The sequence below is a fragment of the Desulfosporosinus sp. FKA genome (genome assembly GCF_002196785.1).
Classification (GTDB): Bacteria; Bacillota; Desulfitobacteriia; order Desulfitobacteriales; family Desulfitobacteriaceae; genus Desulfosporosinus; species Desulfosporosinus acididurans.
The window spans coordinates 406,565-423,232 of the sequence record NZ_NAHZ01000034.1 but is presented as its reverse complement, the minus strand read 5'-3'; the positions used below and the strand labels follow the sequence as shown (position 1 = coordinate 423,232).

General features: G+C 43.2%; 19 protein-coding genes. 16 read left to right on the top strand and 3 right to left on the bottom strand.

Annotated elements, in window-relative coordinates:
- The first annotated feature begins 1 nt into the window (after position 1).
- The 16 genes from B5771_RS23215 to eutM all read left to right on the top strand — a co-directional run bounded on the left by B5771_RS23215 (position 2) and on the right by eutM (position 13,846).
- Complete coding sequence (locus B5771_RS23215) at positions 2 to 1,501, top strand: acetaldehyde dehydrogenase (acetylating) (protein ID WP_088189627.1); 1,500 nt, start codon at positions 2 to 4, stop codon at positions 1,499 to 1,501.
- 32 nt (positions 1,502 to 1,533) lie between these two features.
- Positions 1,534 to 4,083 carry a choline trimethylamine-lyase gene (cutC, locus tag B5771_RS23210; RefSeq protein WP_088189626.1) on the top strand — a complete coding sequence of 850 codons (2,550 nt, stop codon included), beginning with the start codon at positions 1,534 to 1,536 and terminating at the stop codon, positions 4,081 to 4,083.
- A gap of 26 nt (positions 4,084 to 4,109) precedes the next feature.
- On the top strand, positions 4,110 to 5,090 hold the full coding sequence (gene cutD / locus B5771_RS23205; RefSeq protein WP_088189625.1) for a choline TMA-lyase-activating enzyme: 981 nt from the start codon (positions 4,110 to 4,112) through the stop codon (positions 5,088 to 5,090).
- Positions 5,091 to 5,131: 41 nt separating this feature from the next.
- Complete coding sequence (locus B5771_RS23200; RefSeq protein ID WP_047809118.1) at positions 5,132 to 5,482, top strand: BMC domain-containing protein; 351 nt, start codon at positions 5,132 to 5,134, stop codon at positions 5,480 to 5,482.
- Entirely contained in the window at positions 5,479 to 5,913 is a 435-nt protein-coding gene (locus tag B5771_RS23195; RefSeq protein ID WP_088189624.1) for a EutP/PduV family microcompartment system protein, read from the top strand. Before B5771_RS23200 ends, B5771_RS23195 begins: the two co-directional genes overlap by 4 nt.
- A 40-nt stretch (positions 5,914 to 5,953) precedes the next feature.
- A complete protein-coding gene (locus B5771_RS23190; RefSeq protein WP_088189623.1) occupies positions 5,954 to 6,631 on the top strand; it encodes a cobalamin adenosyltransferase in 678 nt (225 codons plus the stop codon).
- Positions 6,619 to 7,461 carry an ethanolamine utilization protein EutJ gene (gene eutJ, locus B5771_RS23185; RefSeq protein WP_088189622.1) on the top strand — a complete coding sequence of 281 codons (843 nt, stop codon included), beginning with the start codon at positions 6,619 to 6,621 and terminating at the stop codon, positions 7,459 to 7,461. Before B5771_RS23190 ends, eutJ begins: the two co-directional genes overlap by 13 nt.
- A gap of 17 nt (positions 7,462 to 7,478) precedes the next feature.
- Positions 7,479 to 7,784 (top strand): BMC domain-containing protein, encoded by a 306-nt coding sequence (locus tag B5771_RS23180; RefSeq protein WP_088189621.1) that lies wholly within the window; start codon positions 7,479 to 7,481, stop codon positions 7,782 to 7,784.
- Positions 7,781 to 8,041 (top strand): EutN/CcmL family microcompartment protein, encoded by a 261-nt coding sequence (locus tag B5771_RS23175; protein ID WP_047809123.1) that lies wholly within the window; start codon positions 7,781 to 7,783, stop codon positions 8,039 to 8,041. Before B5771_RS23180 ends, B5771_RS23175 begins: the two co-directional genes overlap by 4 nt.
- A gap of 24 nt (positions 8,042 to 8,065) precedes the next feature.
- A complete protein-coding gene (locus B5771_RS23170) occupies positions 8,066 to 9,394 on the top strand; it encodes a 4Fe-4S dicluster domain-containing protein (protein ID WP_088189620.1) in 1,329 nt (442 codons plus the stop codon).
- Position 9,395: 1 nt separating this feature from the next.
- Positions 9,396 to 9,944, top strand: a complete 549-nt coding sequence (locus B5771_RS23165) for a BMC domain-containing protein (protein ID WP_047809125.1) — start codon at positions 9,396 to 9,398, stop codon at positions 9,942 to 9,944.
- 64 nt (positions 9,945 to 10,008) lie between these two features.
- On the top strand, positions 10,009 to 10,686 hold the full coding sequence (locus tag B5771_RS23160) for a cupin domain-containing protein (RefSeq protein WP_088189619.1): 678 nt from the start codon (positions 10,009 to 10,011) through the stop codon (positions 10,684 to 10,686).
- Positions 10,687 to 10,697: 11 nt separating this feature from the next.
- Positions 10,698 to 11,312, top strand: a complete 615-nt coding sequence (locus B5771_RS23155; RefSeq protein ID WP_088189618.1) for a BMC domain-containing protein — start codon at positions 10,698 to 10,700, stop codon at positions 11,310 to 11,312.
- Between the two features lie 84 nt (positions 11,313 to 11,396).
- Positions 11,397 to 12,887 (top strand): acetaldehyde dehydrogenase (acetylating), encoded by a 1,491-nt coding sequence (locus B5771_RS23150; protein ID WP_088189617.1) that lies wholly within the window; start codon positions 11,397 to 11,399, stop codon positions 12,885 to 12,887.
- Position 12,888: 1 nt separating this feature from the next.
- Positions 12,889 to 13,530: a phosphate propanoyltransferase gene (locus B5771_RS23145; protein ID WP_047809129.1), complete on the top strand. Its 642-nt coding sequence runs from the start codon at positions 12,889 to 12,891 to the stop codon at positions 13,528 to 13,530.
- A 25-nt stretch (positions 13,531 to 13,555) separates the two neighbouring features.
- Complete coding sequence (gene eutM, locus B5771_RS23140; protein WP_047809130.1) at positions 13,556 to 13,846, top strand: ethanolamine utilization microcompartment protein EutM; 291 nt, start codon at positions 13,556 to 13,558, stop codon at positions 13,844 to 13,846.
- A gap of 208 nt (positions 13,847 to 14,054) precedes the next feature.
- Here the strand turns inward: eutM and B5771_RS23135 are convergent, their stop codons facing one another.
- The 3 genes from B5771_RS23135 to B5771_RS23125 are packed head-to-tail and all read right to left on the bottom strand — an operon-like array spanning position 14,055 to position 16,323.
- Positions 14,055 to 14,321 (bottom strand): hypothetical protein, encoded by a 267-nt coding sequence (locus B5771_RS23135; RefSeq protein WP_047809131.1) that lies wholly within the window; start codon positions 14,319 to 14,321, stop codon positions 14,055 to 14,057.
- Between the two features lie 13 nt (positions 14,322 to 14,334).
- Positions 14,335 to 15,330 carry a DMT family transporter gene (locus B5771_RS23130; protein ID WP_047809132.1) on the bottom strand — a complete coding sequence of 332 codons (996 nt, stop codon included), beginning with the start codon at positions 15,328 to 15,330 and terminating at the stop codon, positions 14,335 to 14,337.
- 60 nt (positions 15,331 to 15,390) lie between these two features.
- Positions 15,391 to 16,323 (bottom strand): LysR family transcriptional regulator, encoded by a 933-nt coding sequence (locus tag B5771_RS23125; protein WP_047809133.1) that lies wholly within the window; start codon positions 16,321 to 16,323, stop codon positions 15,391 to 15,393.
- Positions 16,324 to 16,668 lie beyond the last annotated feature (345 nt).

Here is a 16,668-nt window from a genome sequence, read left to right as displayed (position 1 = left end):
TATGGAGCGGATCGACCAGGATTTACTTTCCATCCAGGAAGCCCGAATACTGGTGGAAAGTGCGCGAGAGGCACAGAAATCTTTGGCAGCATTCCCACAGGAAAAACTGGATAAAATTGTGGGAGCTATGGCTGCAGAAGTTTTAAACTGTGCCCGGGAACTTGCAGTGATGTCCTCCGAGGAAACGGGGTTTGGGAAATGGCAGGATAAGTATCTTAAAAATGTCTTCGCCAGCGACTATCTTTTTAAGAAAATCAGAGATATGAACGTCGTTGGTATCATTGCAGAAGACAAAGTCAACAAGACCATGGATATTGGCGTTCCCATGGGTGTTATTGCTGCCTTGCCTCCTTCGACAAATCCGGTATCAACAACGGTCTATAAAGCCTTGATTGCCGTCAAATCGGGTAATTCGATTGTCTTTTCGCCGCATCCCAGGGCCCAAAAGACCATTTCCAAAACTCTTGAAATACTGATACGGACGGCTGAAGCTAACGGTTTGCCCTCGGGAGCAATCGGATATTTAAGGACGGTTACTGTATCGGGCACCGTTGAAATGATGAATCATAAAGATACCGCTTTGATTCTGGTTACAGGTGTACCTAAAATGGTTGCTGCTGCCTATTCTTCGGGAAAACCCGTTATTTACGGAGGACCGGGCAATGGGCCGGCGTTTATAGAGCGTACTGCCGATATTAAGCAAGCGGTAGCAGATATTATTGCCAGCAGAACCTTTGACAATGGCATCATCTCTGCCTCAGAACAATCAATTGTCGTCGAGGAATGTATTGCAGAGGAAGTTAGACAAGAGCTGAGAAATAATGGGGCTTGTTTTCTCTCCGAAGAAGAGTCAGAAGAGCTCAGCAAGCTTTTCCTGTGCCCGGATGGCCATATTAATCCGGAAATTGTCGGCAAATCGGCTGTCGAGATAGCAGAGAAAATCGGGATGCGTGTTCCTGAAGAAACAAAAGTTTTAATTTCCGAACAGAAATATGTGTCTGATACCAATCCCTACTCGAAAGAAAAACTCTGCCCGGTGCTGGCTTTTTACGTTGAAAAGGATTGGCTTAATGCTTGTGAAAAATGTATTGAATTGTTGCTAAATGAAGGAAAGGGCCATACTCTTGTTATCCATTCTCGCAATGAGACTGTGATTCGAGAGTTTGCTCTAAAAAAACCGGTTTCCAGACTCTTGGTCAATACGCCTGCCACATTGGGGGGTATTGGAGCGACAACCAATCTTTTTCCGGCCATGACATTGGGCTGCGGTACAGCCGGCGGCGGTTTCACTTCTGATAATGTTTCGCCAATGAACTTGATTAATATCCGCAAGGTCGGTTACGGCGTTAGGGCTTTGGAAGATATCGCCAGGGGTGCAATAGAGAGGGAAAATTCAGAGACGATCAGTGGACATTGTTTCCCTGTGGAGAGTTCTAGGGAATCTTCACAGGATTTGAAGGTTTTGCTGGAAAAATTGCTGGAGCAGCTTGCTGCTCGTTGAAGGATTAAGTAAGTATAAGGGAGGATCATAGTTTGAATCCAAAAGACTTTTCAACCAAATTTGCCGATGCCACCAAAAACTTGTCTTCGGATGAAAAGGCGGCCATCATGAAACTCTTTGAGGGGATTTCTAAGGAATTAAATGTCAACAAACCTAAGCCTTCTTTGGCAAGTGAGCCAAAATCGCCTGTATTTGCAGGAGAAATTACCAGCTTGACGCCGCGTTTGAAACGGCTGCGCGATGTTTATTTAAAGGCAAAACCCAGTGTCAGCATTTATCGTGCCAGAGCCTTTACTCAAGTAGCCAAAGAAAATCCGGGCATGCCTAAAATTTTACTGCGGGCTAAATGCTTTCGAAGAGCTTGTGAAACAGCTCCTTTATTAATTCAAAAGGATGAGCTGATTGTTGGGCATCCTTGCGGAAAACCACGTACAGGTGCCATTTCTCCGGATGTTGCTTGGAGATGGGTTCGGGACGAGCTGGATACAATGGCGACGAGACCGCAGGATCCCTTTCAAATCAGTGAAGAGGATAAGCGTGTTTTACGGGAGGAAATTTTTCCTTTCTGGGAAGGTAAAAGTGTTGATGAAATTTGCCAGACGCAGTATGAAGAGGCCGGTGTCTGGTCGTTTTCCGGCGAAGCCTATGTTAGCGACCTTTCCTATCATCAACTTAACGGTGGGGGAGATACCTGTCCCGGTTACGATATTATCCTTATTAAAAAGGGAATTAATGGTGCAAGGCAAGAGGCCGTTGATCAATTAAATAAATTGTCCATGGAAAATCCTGATGACATTGATAAAATCTACTTCTACAAAGCGGAAATTGAAACTTGTGACGGAATATTAGCCTACGCCAAACGTCTCTCAGACCATGCCCGGGAACTGGCTGACAGGGAAGAAGATTTAGAACGTAAAAAAGAACTTTATAAGATCTCTGAGGTTTTGACCTATGTGCCTGCTAATCCGCCGCGAACCTTCCAGGAAGCACTTCAGTCGGTCTGGACGCTGGAATCCCTCTTTATGGTGGAAGAAAACCAGACAGGAATTTCTCTTGGACGTTTGGATCAATATATTTACCCTATGTACAAAGCCGATATGGAAGAAGGACGCCTGAACAAATTACAAGCCTTTGAATTAGTAAGCTGTTTCATTATTAAGTGTGCTGAAGTTATGTGGCTGTCCAGTGAAATGGGGGCGAAATACTTCGCAGGCTATCAACCCTTTATTAACTGTACCGTGGGCGGTCAGAAAAGAACCGGCGGTGATGCGACGAATGATTTAACCTATCTGATCATGGATGCTGTTCGGATTACCAGGATGTATCAACCGGCTCTTGCCTGTCGGATTCACAATAAATCACCCCATGAGTATTTAAAGAAAATTGTGGACGTTGTTAAAGCAGGCCTTGGCTTTCCTGCCTGTCACTTTGATGATACCCATATCAAGATGATGCTTGCTAAGGGTTTCAATATTGAAGATGCTCGTGACTACTGTTTGATGGGGTGTGTTGAACCACAAAAGTCGGGCCGAATCTATCAATGGACATCTACCGGGTATACTCAATGGCCGATCGCGATCGAATTTGTCTTGAACCGCGGCATGATGAAATGGCATGGAACAATGGAAGGGCTTGACACAGGAGACCTCGATAGTTTTAGCACCTACGAAGAATTTGATGCTGCCTGTAAAAAGCAAATTGAGCATATTATCCGCTTATCAGCTATCGGTACAGTTATCAGTCAACGTGTTCATAGAGAACTTGTTCCTAAACCGCTGATGTCCTTGCTTGTAGAAGGCTGCATGGAAAAAGGCACCGATGTGACCAATGGTGGAGCGTTGGTTAACTATGGACCTGGTTTGATTTTCTCTGGGTTAGGAACCTACGCAGATTCAATGGCAGCCATTAAAAAACTCGTCTATGACGAGAAGAAATATACCCTGAAACAGATTCGTGATGCCCTAAATTCCAATTTTAATGGGTATGAAGCCTTGCGTACGGATTGCCTGAATGCGCCGAAATACGGGAATGACGACGACTACGCTGACAATATTGCCTCGGATATTATTTCTTGGACAGAACGGGTTCACAATTCCTTTAAAATGTTATATTCCTTCTTAAGTCATGGTACTCTTTCAATTTCTAACAATACTCCCATCGGAGAAATTACAGGTGCAACTCCTAACGGCCGTTTAGCTTGGACCCCATTGTCCGATGGAATCAGCCCGACCCAAGGGGCGGATAAATTAGGCCCCACGGCCATTATTAAATCCGTCAGCAAGCTGAATAATGATGCAATGAACATTGGTATGGTCCATAACTTTAAACTTTTACGCGGCATTCTGGAAACTCCGGAAGGAGAAAACGGCCTGATTACGCTGCTCAGGACAGCATCGATTCTCGGCAACGGAGAGATGCAATTCAGCTATGTTGATAATGAAGTGTTGAAGAAAGCTCAGGTAGAACCTGAAAAGTATCGAGACTTAATCATTCGTGTTGCCGGGTACAGCGCCTACTTTGTTGAACTGTGCAAAGAAGTACAGGACGAGATTATCAGCAGGACTGTGTTAGATCATTTTTAAGAACAGTTTAAAGGAACTATAAAATTATGAGTACAGAATCAACCAGCATCTTAGAGCGCAAAGCGAGGATCTTCAATGTTCAGAAGTATTCCATCTATGACGGGCCAGGCATTCGAACCTTAATCTTTTTCCAAGGCTGTCCCCTAAGATGCCAATGGTGTTCAAATCCGGAGGGACTCGAACGAAAATTTCAGGTCATGTACATGGAAGATTTGTGCGTGCATTGCGGAAGTTGTGTCTCGGTTTGTCCGGAGAATATCCATTATTTTATTAAGGCAGAGGATGAGCCGCAATCCCGCAACGAGAGGCCGAGGCATGACGTCAACAGAAGCCTTACTTGCAGAGGCTGCCGCAAGTGTGAGACCATATGTCCGCAAAAAGCGTTGTCAATCGCCGGCGCGGATAAATCAATCTCCGAGATTTTAGAAGTTATTCAGCAAGATTCTCTCTTTTACCTAAGTTCTGGGGGAGGCGTCACTCTTGGGGGCGGCGAGGTTACAATGCAGCCTGAATTTGCCGCCAATCTCCTCATGGAATGCAAGAACCTGGGAATTCATACGGCGATTGAAACCTGCGGTTATGCTAAACTAGATTCGCTGCTCAAAGTGGCCCAGTTTACAGATTTGATTCTCTTTGATATTAAGCATATTGACTCTGAAAAACATTACGAACTGACAGGAGTACGCAATGAACGCATTCTGGAAAACTTAGGTGAGCTCCTGCGCCGCGGTTTTAATGTAAAAATCAGAATGCCGCTGATTCGCGGCATGAACGATAGTTTAGATACAATTCAGCGAACTATGAGATTCTTACAGCCCTTTAATAAACGTAAAAATTTTCGAGGTATTGATTTGCTGCCCTATCATAAATTGGGCATTAACAAATACAAGCAATTGGCGATGAATTACCCTATTACTGAAGACTTGAGTTTTAAAGAAGAAGAATTAGAGTCAATAGCTGCTGTGATAAAAGATTACGACCTAGAGGCTAAAATAGTGAAGCATTAAAAGGGCTTAGAGTGTTTAGGCCGGCAGGACAGAGGGATGTTATGAGTGCAGACGAGTTTGAGCGAAAACGTATAATTCAGGAATATGTGCCTGGCAAGCAAGTTACGCTGGCTCATATTATAGCTTCGCCCGTTCAGGAATTATACGAACGTCTGGGAATTGAAGAGCGGGGAGCCATCGGAATTGCGACTCTTACTCCTAGTGAGACAGCAATCATTGCCGGAGATATTGCGACCAAGACGTCTGACGTAGAGATCGGGTTTTTGGATCGTTTTACCGGCTCCTTGGTTATATCCGGCGATGTGGCTAGTGTTGAAGCAGCTATGACTGCCATTAATGAGACGCTGGAAAAGTTGTTGGGCTTTACTCCTGCGAGGATTACACGTACATGAAGAAACGCATTATGGTCGTTGGACCGACTCAAGCAGGCAAATCTACTCTGGCTAACCTCTTAAATGACACTGACAGACCCTTAAGAAAAACCCAGGATGTTATTTATGGAAAAAACACCATCGATACACCTGGTTCCTATATTGAAAACGCTTCTATGTATAAATATTTGATTGCCACTGCTCAAACGGCATCCCATGTGCTTATTCTGCTTGATTCATCAAGACCTGTTGATGTTTATCCGCCTGGATTCGCCAAGACCTTTACTTGTCCTGTTATTGGCGTGATTACCAAGAAAGATTTGGGCCTGGAAAATGTTAATTTGTGCATACAGAAGCTATCAGGTATTGGAGTTTCCAAACCGTATTTCTTGGTTTCGCTGAATGATAATACGGGGGCAGCGGCCTTAAAAACATATTTGCGGCTACAATAGATCGGGTGCCGAATTGAGATTTCTGAAAGTGGGTGAGGCCATGAAATTTATAACTGAGATGGAATTACGCGATTTATATCAAAAAGAGCCTTTTACCACCTACTCTTTGGAATCGTCTATAAAGATCACTCCAGGTGCTCGTCAGTTTTTGGTGGACAGAGGTATCAAGTTGGTACAGCATCAAGAGGCTCAAAGTAATGATGGGATAAGTGTGAGACGTAACAAAGGGATGGGAGATCAAGGACTGAAAAGCTGCTGTATACAGAGATTACGGAGTATGATGGACACCCTCGAATCTCTTTTCCTACTGGTTGCAGCCGAGCTAATGTCCGGCGACGCCATGTTGGCCGAGGAAGTTATAGAACTGGAAAAGTGTTTCCGCAATGTAAAAAATGCTGAACTTCAAGGCTTTCCCCCAGATCCGATAAAATTCTGGGACTGGTCGGAAGAGGAAATTAAAAATTGCGCCGACAATTTAGTGAAATTATTGGAGATTAATGAATTTCACTCTCGGTTGGCCAATGGCAAAACGGTTACTTTGTTAAATTATTTACGCACTTCACTCAGTGAACTTGAACCAGCCATTTTAGAAGCATATTGGCTTGAAGAGCAAGAAGTTTGTTCGCGTCAAGATCTGATTGAAACTGTCGGTGTGATCATTAACATACTCTGCATCATGATGTGGAAATGTCTGGGAGGACAGAAATGCAAACCGTAAATTCTGCGTTTCAAGAATGCGATCAACTTGTTCGTGATTTTGAGAAAGTCATTGCCAAGCCTTTGATTAAGAAATCTAACGTCTATTATACAGGGATTGATTTGGGAACCGCCTATATCGTCTTAGCAGTTTTAGATGAGAATTATCAGCCTGTTGCCGGGGCGTACCGCTTTGCCAATGTGGTTAAAGACGGGATGATTGTTGATTATATTGGTGCGATTCGTATCGTTAAAGAATTAAAGCAAGAACTCGAAGAAAAGCTGGGAACTGAACTGATTTTTGCTTCAGCGGCCCTGCCACCGGGAACCTTTACTTTAGATTCAGGGGCCATTAAGCATGTTGTCCAAGGTGCCGGTTTTGAGATTACCAAATTATTAGATGAACCGACTGCGGCCAATGCAGTACTAAAGATTAAAAATGGGGCAATTGTTGATATTGGCGGCGGAACGACAGGGATTGCCATTTTAAAAGACGGTGAAGTGATCTATGTAGCCGATGAGCCTACAGGCGGCACCCATTTTTCCTTGGTTATTGCCGGGGCTTATAAACTAAGCTTTGACGAGGCGGAACAGTATAAACGGAATCCGCAAAATCACCGGGAATTGATTCCAGTCTTAAGGCCGGTTATTGAAAAAGTCTCTTCCATTATTAATCGTCATGTCCAGGAATATTCGGTCAAAGAAATCTATCTGGTTGGCGGAACCTGCTGTTTGGCAGGAATCGAAACGATTATTGCCCAACAAACAAAGCTTCCAACCTACAAACCGCAAAATCCTATGTTTGTCACCCCCTTGGGAATTGCTCTGAACTGCACACAGGAAATTCAATAGACAGGAGCGGTTTCTCTATGGACTATCGGATTATTAAATCTCCTTCTCAAGGAACTCTGGAGATGCTTTTTCGACGCAAAGGCTCTGCCTCATCTGTCACGATTGAGAATTACGATGCTGTAGGTTTAGTTCAGGGACGACTCATTGATATGGTGTATGCTGCCGATATAGCAGAAAAAGCTGCAGGAGTTGTCGTGGAAGATATTAAGGGGCATTGTCCGCAGCATCTGATCATGATTGCCATCTTCGGGGATACGGCATCAGTGGAAGCAGCCATTCAGGAAATACAAGACAAACTAAATAAAACAGGTGAAATGCAGTGATAGCAGCAAAAGTAATTGATAACATATGGGCGACTCGAAAAGCCGATTCGCTCCGTGGATTGAAATTTATGCTGGTTGAAGTTCTGGGAGGAATTGATGCCGGTCGACTCCTGATCGCCGCCGATACCATCGGTGCCGGAATTGGTGAACGTGTACTGGTTTGTACAGGCAGTTCTGCGCGTAAAATGCTGGACCGTGACGATACGCCTATTGACGCCGTTATTACAGGAATTATAGATGAAGATTGTACATTTTAACAAATAATTCGGAGGTGGAGAACGTTGGATCTTCTGGACATGATTAGGGATGCAGGAGTTATAGGGGCAGGAGGAGCTGGATTTCCAACTCATGCCAAGCTAACTTCGAAAGCAGAGTATATCTTGCTCAATGGTGCTGAATGTGAACCTCTTTTGCGGGTGGATCAACAACTGATGGTTCAGTCTGTCGATGAAATCATCATGGGATTAGCAGCTGCTGGAAGATATATTGAGGCCAGAAAGGCCATTATCGGGATTAAAGGCAAACATAAAGAAGTTATTGCTCACATGCGTAAAAGAATCGCCGCTCAGGGTCTTGAAAGTTACCTGGAAGTCATGGAACTTCGGGATATTTATCCCGCCGGAGATGAACAGGTTTTAGTTCATGAGTTAACCCAGCGAATTGTTCCGGAAACGTCTATCCCTTTGAAAGTAGGGTGTGTTGTAATCAATGCTGAAACCGCACTCAACGTATTTAATGCCATGTCCGGAAAACCGGTGACGGAAACCTATATCACAGTGGCAGGGGACATACCTCAGCGTTTAACTGTCAAAGTACCTGTTGGTTTGCCGATCCGTGAGCTTTTCAGCCAATGCGGCATAGACAATTTAGAAGACTATGCTGTTATTGATGGAGGCCCCATGATGGGGTCTATTCTTAAGACCTTGGATGGTCATGTCACCAAGAAAAGTAAAGGCTATGTTTTGCTGAAAAAAGATCATTTTCTCATGCGCAAGAAGTCAGTCAATCTCGATCAAGCACGGGTTATCAGCAAAACGGCTTGTGAGCAATGTAGAATGTGTACCGACTTGTGCCCGCGTTATCTCTTAGGTCATAATCTTCAGCCTCATAAAGTTATGCGGGCTTTGAACTACAATCTCGAAGATGTTAAAGAACAACAAATTGCTTTATTGTGTTGTGAATGCAATGCCTGCGAATTATTCTCCTGTCCGGCAAATCTCCACCCCAGGTCTATTAATCGTTATTTCAAAGGTAAGCTGGCAGAACAGGGGATTAAATATCAACCGACAACCATGGAATTTCAGCCGAGAGAGGCTAGAGACTATCGCCTAATTCCAACCAAACGACTCATTGCCAGAATTGGCTTAACAGAGTTTGACAAACCGGCTCCGCTGACTAACGTCAATTTTCAGCCCCAGTATCTGACGATTGCTTTGCGTCAGCACATTGGAGCCTCGGCAATCCCAGTAGTAGCCGTAGGTGAACAAGTTCAATCCGGTCAGATGATCGGGAAAATCCCCGACAACAGTCTTGGGGCTTCAGTTCATGCCAGCCTGGCAGGTACTGTTACGGAAATTACCGATAACGCTATTGTAATAAAGGTGGGTTAGTATGTTTAGAGCAATTGGAATGATTGAGGTTACTAGTATTGCAAGAGGAATTTTCGCAGCTGACCAGATGCTCAAAACTGCTTATGTTGACGTGGCCAGTGCTACTTCTGTCTGTCCTGGCAAATATATCACGATCGTTCACGGAGATGTAGCAGCGGTTGAAAGCTCTGTTAGTGCAGGTGTTGCTGTAGCAGGAGAATATTTGGCTGATAGCTTTGTTCTTCCCAATGTTCATCAAGGGGTTTTCCCGGCTATTACGGCAACAACGGTACCGGAAGGTACTGGTGCGCTTGGAATTATAGAGTCATTTTCCATGGCAACCATGATTACCGCTGCTGATGCAGCCCTAAAAGCCGCCGATATTCAGGCTCTGGAACTTCGCCTGGGCAGGGGACTTGGCGGCAAAGCGTACTTCACCTTCACCGGAGATGTTGCCGCAGTAGAAGCCGGTATTGAAGCTGGGAAAGCCATTGCTCTGGAAAAAGGATTGCTCGTTGATACGGAAGTAATTCCTTCGCCATCTGAGCGATTATGGAGCTCTTTATTGTAAAGCTGAATTTTTTCTTCCTATATAATGTATGCATTTTAAAGATTCAGTGAAAGGAGGTGTGATCTTGAAAAAACTTGTTTGCGCCGATGAGGTGAAAGCAGCAGCAGCAAAGGGACAAAAAATATTCTGTGTTGAGGGCAATGCGATTATTACACCTTCAGCCAGGGATATGGCTAAAGATTTGGGGATAGAATTCACTGAAGGTTCGGTTCCTGCAGTAGACCATAGTTGCAATGTAAGTGAAATGCAGAAGGATACAAGCCGAGGAACAGAGATAGACAGAGATTTCATCTATCAAGTGGTCAAGGCCGTTTTGATGAATAAGGTTTTGCAAAATAGCTCATTGTCTGTTCCTGTAACACCGTTTTTGTCAGAGAGTGAACCGAAAAGCGGACTAAAAATTGTGCGGGGCAGAACAGTAAACTTTGAAACGTTTGATACAGGAAATTCAAGTTCCAACGTGGCGTACCGAGAAGTTGTCAGTCAACATGATTCTCAAATGAGTGCGGGTTTTTTAACGATTGAAAAGTCCAGTTTTGATTGGGAATTATGCTATGAAGAGATTGATATTATTCTCGAAGGAAGCCTGTCCCTCACTATAAATAATAAAACCTATGAGGCCTGCCAGGGTGATGTTCTTTTTATACCGAAAGGTTCGAAGGTAACTTGGAGTTCTACCGGGTATGTCAAACTCTTCTATGTAACCTATCCGGCAAACTGGCCTGACCTTAAGGCAGAATAGGAGGGAATGTTATGCAAGCGCTTGGCTTAATTGAGACACGGGGATTTCTTGCTGCGATTGAATGCGCAGACGTCATGCTCAAAGCGGCGCAAGTGGAACTTGTAGGGAGAACCTTTGTCGGCGGCGGTCTTGTAACGATTGCAGTAACCGGTGATGTGGGAGCCGTTCAAGCTTCAGTGGAAGCTGGTGCAGTTGCGGCTAAGCAGATAAGAAACACTTCACTAGTTTCACAACATGTTATTCCCAGACCGGATGGCCAAATAGAGCATTTGGTTGCTTCAAACATCCCACTAAGTTCAGATTTAAAAAGCCCCTTAAAGGAATCGCTTCCAAAACAGGGAACCTCCAAACAACGTTTTGAACCCAATGAAACCGCAAAAGAACCTGGTGACTCTTCGCAGCTGCAAATGACCTTTTCTAGCAAAGAGGACGTCGATACTTTTGTCCATAAATTTGGGCTTAAAAATAGCTTGGATGCTTTAAAGGTTCTTTCAGTATCCAAACTTCGTAAATTAGCCAAAGAATACAAAGAACTTGATATCGCAGACCGTATAATAGCAAAGGCAAATAAAGATCTACTTTTGCAAAAGTTTAAAGGTTACTATGAAAGAAAGAAATTAGACTAGCTTCTGCGCAAGGTTATCGAATTGTGCAACAGGGCAGGTATAACCTGAAAAAGGTGCATATCTGCGGAAGGAGGAATTGTTGAATTGGAAAGCTTTGATTATGATTTACAGTCTGTACAGGAAACTAGGAATCTTGCCCGTCAGGCTAAATTAGCACAAGCTGAACTTGCAAAATTCACTACTGAACAGATTGATAAAATCATTCGAAATATGGTTAAAGCTGCAGAGGAAAATGCCGTAGCATTGGCCAAAATGGCCGTAGAGGAAACAGGTTTTGGCAAAGTTGAGGATAAGACCTTTAAGAATCGTTTTGCCTCAACAGAACTTTATGAATTCATTAAAAATATGCCGACTATAGGAGTCATTCGTGAAGATACGGTCAATAAAGTTACGGAAATCGCCGAACCGGTAGGATTGCTCATGGGAATCGTTCCCTCAACGAACCCTACCTCAACCACGATCTATAAGTCCATTATTGCCATTAAAGCACGTAACGGGATTGTGTTTTCCCCGCATCCTTCGGCACTAAAATGTACAAATCAAGCAGCAAAATTGATGCATGATGCGGCGGTTGCAGCAGGTGCTCCTGTAAATATTATTGGCTGTATCTCCAAACCATCGATGGATGCAACCAATGAACTTATGAAGTGTGACGAGGTTGCAATGATCATTGCGACTGGTGGTTCTGCCATGGTAAAGGCAGCGTATAGTGCAGGTAAACCTGCTTTGGGTGTCGGGCCGGGAAACGTTCCAGCCTTTATCGAAAGAACTGCTAATGTAGCGAAAGCTGTTAAAAATATTATAGCCAGTAAAACCTTTGACAACGGAACCATCTGTGCATCTGAACAATCCGTTATTGTGGAAGAATGTATTCGTGATCAAGTTGTGGAGGAGTTCAAACGCCAAGGCGGTTATTTCATGACACCTGCGGAAACAGAGCAGGTAAGCAAGAAGTTATTTGTTAAAGGACATGCGATGAATGCCAAAATGGTAGGGAGATCTGCGGAAGTCATCGCCAATAATGCTGGTATATCGATTCCTCCGGGAACAAAAGTGCTGTTGGGAGAACAACAGGGAGTGGGTGAAGGATACCCGCTGTCGTATGAAAAGTTAACGACAGTATTAGCTTTTTATTGTGTAAAAGATTGGCAAGAAGCTTGTGACTTAAGCATTAGATTATTGCATAATGGCGGAGTCGGTCATAGCATCTCTATCCATACAGAAAATCCTGAAATAGCCAGGAAGTTCTCCGAAAAACCTGTTTTTAGGATTTTAGTTAATACGTCATCAAGCCAAGGCGGAGTGGGAGCAAGTACAGGGCTTGCACCGGCCTTTACCTTAGGCTGCGGCACTTGGGGCGGCAGTGCAACCTCCGATAATGTAACACCGATGCACTTAATCAATATCAAACGTATTGCCTATGGAATCAAAGACTTCACTGAAAATGTCAATAACTCCCCCTCCTTCTCCTGTGAGGCACAGAAAGCCGGTGTTTCCGGCAGTATCAGTGAAGATCAGATTCAAAACCTCGTGGAAGAAGTGCTTTCGCTCCTAAAAAAAAGAGGTGACTACTAAAGTGGGAAAGTACGACACTTTAGTAGAACTTTTACTCGAAGTGGTCAAAGAGGGGGGAGAGATAAAAGAGAAAGACAACTCCATACCTGTGGGAATCTCTAATCGCCATATTCATTTATCCCAATCTGACGCAGATGTTTTGTTCGGAGCGGGGTACACCTTAACAAAAACTAAAGATCTGTCTCAGCCGGGGCAATACGCCTGTCAGGAGACATTAACCATCTGCGGGCCTAAAGGGGCCATTGAAAAGGTCCGCATTCTGGGGCCGGTGAGACGTGAATCGCAGATCGAAATCTTATTGGCAGATTGTTTCAAACTGGGGATTACAGCACCCGTAAGATTGTCTGGAGACTTGGAAGGTACTCCGGGGATAACTCTGGTTGGTCCTAAAGGAAGTATCTTGCTGACAAAAGGACTGATCATTGCTCAAAGGCATATTCATATGTCCCTGGCAGATGCCAAACATTTTTGCGTTACAGATGGCGAAGAGGTAACTATCCAAACGACTGGACTTCGAGGGGGTACTTACACGAATGTTATGGTAAGGGCCAACGATAACTCAAGTCTGGAATGTCATCTTGATACTGAAGAAGCCAATGCTATGTGTCTTAAATCAACGTCAAAAATTAAGATCGTAAAATGAAAGAAATTAGAGGAGGCAATTAACAATGAACAAAACTGAAGCATTAGGATTAATTGAAACTAAAGGTCTGGTTGGAGCAATTGAGGCGGCTGATGCCATGGTCAAAGCAGCTAATGTCTATTTGATTGGCCGCGAGCTTGTTGGCGGTGGTTTGGTTACAGTTATGGTCAGAGGAGATGTCGGCGCTGTTAAAGCTGCTACCGATGCCGGTGCTGCCGCTGCTCAACGAGTTGGAGAACTGATCTCCGTACATGTTATTCCACGCCCACATGGTGACGTAGAATTGATCCTCCCTTCAGTGAAGAAGGAAGCATAATCATTTGAAATTTATTCCCAACAGTGAATAAATGGAGGCCAAAACTTCTTAACAAGAGGTTTTGGCCTTCGGTCTCTTCACTGTTTGAACTTTGTCTTGGACTGAATGTTATAGAAACAGAACTACCGAAATCCAAAATAATATTAGATTTCGGTAGTTCTGTTTATCATATTAGCAAATACTGAATTTTTAGCCTTTGCTTAAAACCTTAACCTACATATTTCATGAGGCGTTTACCATAATCCGTAATTTTATAACTTAGTTGAAGATTCCCGTTATCATCGAGAGCAGCATTCTTTAAGTCAATAAGACCAGTAGCTGTCAGCGTAAGAAGATAATCTTCAATGCCTCTCTTATTAACACTTCTATCAAGAGGATATTCATTTCTCAGGATTTCTAATAGTTCTTGATTTGAGAGGTTTTCGTTCTCGGAGATCACTTGTAGTAGTCTAAATTTGACAGGCAGCTGCCCCATAAAAGAAACCTCCTTAGCGAATTTTTAGATTGAGCAGATCCTTAGGATTTCCGATGGTAAGGATCGTCCCCAAAGATAAGACAACAACTCCGATAATTAAGTTTGGTGTGAGCTGCAGGTTATTCAACAACCAACCGAAGAAAACAGACCATATGGCAAAGGTCACACTCAAGCCCATGGTTCTGGCTACTCCGGTCATATTCATTGCCCGATACCAAGACAAAAAAGAAGTACCTCCGATAAGGCCGATGACAGCAATGTACCAGCCAGTGGGCGCCGAGAAACTTTTCGTAAGGATCTGGTAGGAAACACCTCCTGCCAATGGGAGTATGGCAAAAAGATAAACGAAAAAAGAAGTAGCTTCTCTTATGCCGATAGCGATATCCGAATCAACCAAATCCATCCCATAAGTTGAGAGCACACCTTCTATAGCCCAGCCAATGGCAGAAATAACGGCAAAGGTAATGCCAAGATAAAAATGAGGATAATTAGAACCGTCAGGCGGGACAAAACCTACAATAAATGAGCCAGTAATTGCTAATAGAATACCGGCCCATACACGAGGTGATATCTTTTCTTTAAGAAAAATAGCCCCAAGAACAGCGCCGATTGCAGGATATCCTGCCGTAATTGCAGCAGTATAGGAGGCTCCTGCGAAATAAATTCCAAGCAGATTACCGGACATTCCGATTGGTCCGCCTAAAATAGCGGCTAACATAATTATTCTAGCCGGTCGTGTTTTTAAGGTACGAGCATAATCGCGCCATTTTCCATTTATAACATTATAAAAAAAGAGCCAAAGCGCGGCGAACCCATCATGAATACAAGCACCGACTAAAGGAGCAGCGAAAATACTCATATTATTTGTAAAGGGGGCTAAACCAAGCACCATTCCCATGAGTACCCCGTCTAGCCCCCAAGCCGCACCTGACAATAATCCACTTCCAACACCTTTTTTAGCAAACGCTAAGTCCCTTTTCTGTAAAAGTGATTGTGCTTGTTGTTCCATTAGTCCAATAACTCCTTAAGTTAGATAGATTCCAAACCGCATTGACGCAACTGATACAACCTACACAGCTTGGACAACTTGGGCAGCTTGAGCTGCCTGCCGTTTTTTGGTACAAGTATCTTTGATAACTCTGATAAATTCTTTTTCCACCAAGGAAAGATGGTGGCGATTCGACCAAATTAAGAGAATAGATACTTCTAAGTGAGCATCGTCAATCGAGATTTTCTTAATTTTATTAGATTTTGCGAATTCATCAGCCATAAATTTAGGAACAAATGCAATACTTTCACCTTGAGATAAAATTTTCTCCATCATTTCTAAATTATCTACGCGGTAAGAGACATTAATATCACCATATTTGCGCAGCAAACTAGATACGCCACAATTGGTGATATACTCAGTGTTGTACAAAAGTATAGGCAAGGTAAGTGCTTGATTAAGAGGTATTGAATTTTGACTAATTATTGAGTTTGTCCCGGTTATAATTACAAATTCATCCGTAAATAACTCTTTACAGCTGATATCTTTGGCCTGGCAAAACGCTTCGGTATTAAAAATAATACCAAAGTTTGCTTTGCCCGTTTTTACGTCCTGTAAAATATTATTTGATTCTCCGACTTTTAATAAGGTATTTACTTTGGGATGATTATGTTTAAACGTTGTTAAAATATCGGGCATAATAGTGATATTTACACTAGGATCTGAGGCAACCGAGATATTTCCATTAAGCTCGATCGAATTAGCTTTACCTATGGATCGTATATCATCGATGATGTCGAGTACTTCTTTTGCTTTGACAATAATCAATTCCGCTATCTCGGTTAGTTGAGCACCAGACCTTGTTCGAGTCAAAAGTACGACACCGAGTTCATCCTCCAGTTTACTAATGGCTGAACTGAGTGCGGGCTGGGAAATATGAGCTCGTTCAGCTGCTAGCGAGATGGACTTGGATTCCTGGACTGCAACTAAAAAGGCTAATTGTTCAAGTCGCATAGTTCATAACCTTCCTTAATAACGTAGTCGAATCTCGGCTATAATTATACTATTTGTAATTTAAATTACAATATAAAAGAAAGAAATATCTTGCCTAAACGAGAATGATTTTAGTTATATAGGATATAACTACTAAGTATCCCGTAGGAACAACCGATTTAGTTATATGGGATATAACTACTAAGTATTTCACAGAAAATGTCGAATCACCTATAATAAGCGCAAGTGCTTATTATCACAAAAGATAACCAAAAATCACTAGAGAAAAGAGGAGGGACGAGGAAGCTAATAAGACGCGGGATAAAGTATAAGATATAAAAGTAGGGGTAAAAAAGGTATAAGGGT

Bases quoted from the DNA above. Each gene is read 5' to 3' on its own strand.
- B5771_RS23215 (WP_088189627.1), top strand. From the start codon at position 2: ATGGAGCGGATCGACCAGGATTTACTTTCCATCCAGGAAGCCCGAATA.
- cutD (WP_088189625.1), top strand. From the start codon at position 4,110: ATGAGTACAGAATCAACCAGCATCTTAGAGCGCAAAGCGAGGATCTTC.
- B5771_RS23200 (WP_047809118.1), top strand. From the start codon at position 5,132: ATGAGTGCAGACGAGTTTGAGCGAAAACGTATAATTCAGGAATATGTG.
- B5771_RS23195 (WP_088189624.1), top strand. From the start codon at position 5,479: ATGAAGAAACGCATTATGGTCGTTGGACCGACTCAAGCAGGCAAATCT.
- B5771_RS23190 (WP_088189623.1), top strand. From the start codon at position 5,954: ATGAAATTTATAACTGAGATGGAATTACGCGATTTATATCAAAAAGAG.
- eutJ (WP_088189622.1), top strand. From the start codon at position 6,619: ATGCAAACCGTAAATTCTGCGTTTCAAGAATGCGATCAACTTGTTCGT.
- B5771_RS23180 (WP_088189621.1), top strand. From the start codon at position 7,479: ATGGACTATCGGATTATTAAATCTCCTTCTCAAGGAACTCTGGAGATG.
- B5771_RS23165 (WP_047809125.1), top strand. From the start codon at position 9,396: ATGTTTAGAGCAATTGGAATGATTGAGGTTACTAGTATTGCAAGAGGA.
- B5771_RS23155 (WP_088189618.1), top strand. From the start codon at position 10,698: ATGCAAGCGCTTGGCTTAATTGAGACACGGGGATTTCTTGCTGCGATT.
- eutM (WP_047809130.1), top strand. From the start codon at position 13,556: ATGAACAAAACTGAAGCATTAGGATTAATTGAAACTAAAGGTCTGGTT.
- B5771_RS23135 (WP_047809131.1), bottom strand. From the start codon at position 14,321: ATGGGGCAGCTGCCTGTCAAATTTAGACTACTACAAGTGATCTCCGAG.
- B5771_RS23130 (WP_047809132.1), bottom strand. From the start codon at position 15,330: ATGGAACAACAAGCACAATCACTTTTACAGAAAAGGGACTTAGCGTTT.
- B5771_RS23125 (WP_047809133.1), bottom strand. From the start codon at position 16,323: ATGCGACTTGAACAATTAGCCTTTTTAGTTGCAGTCCAGGAATCCAAG.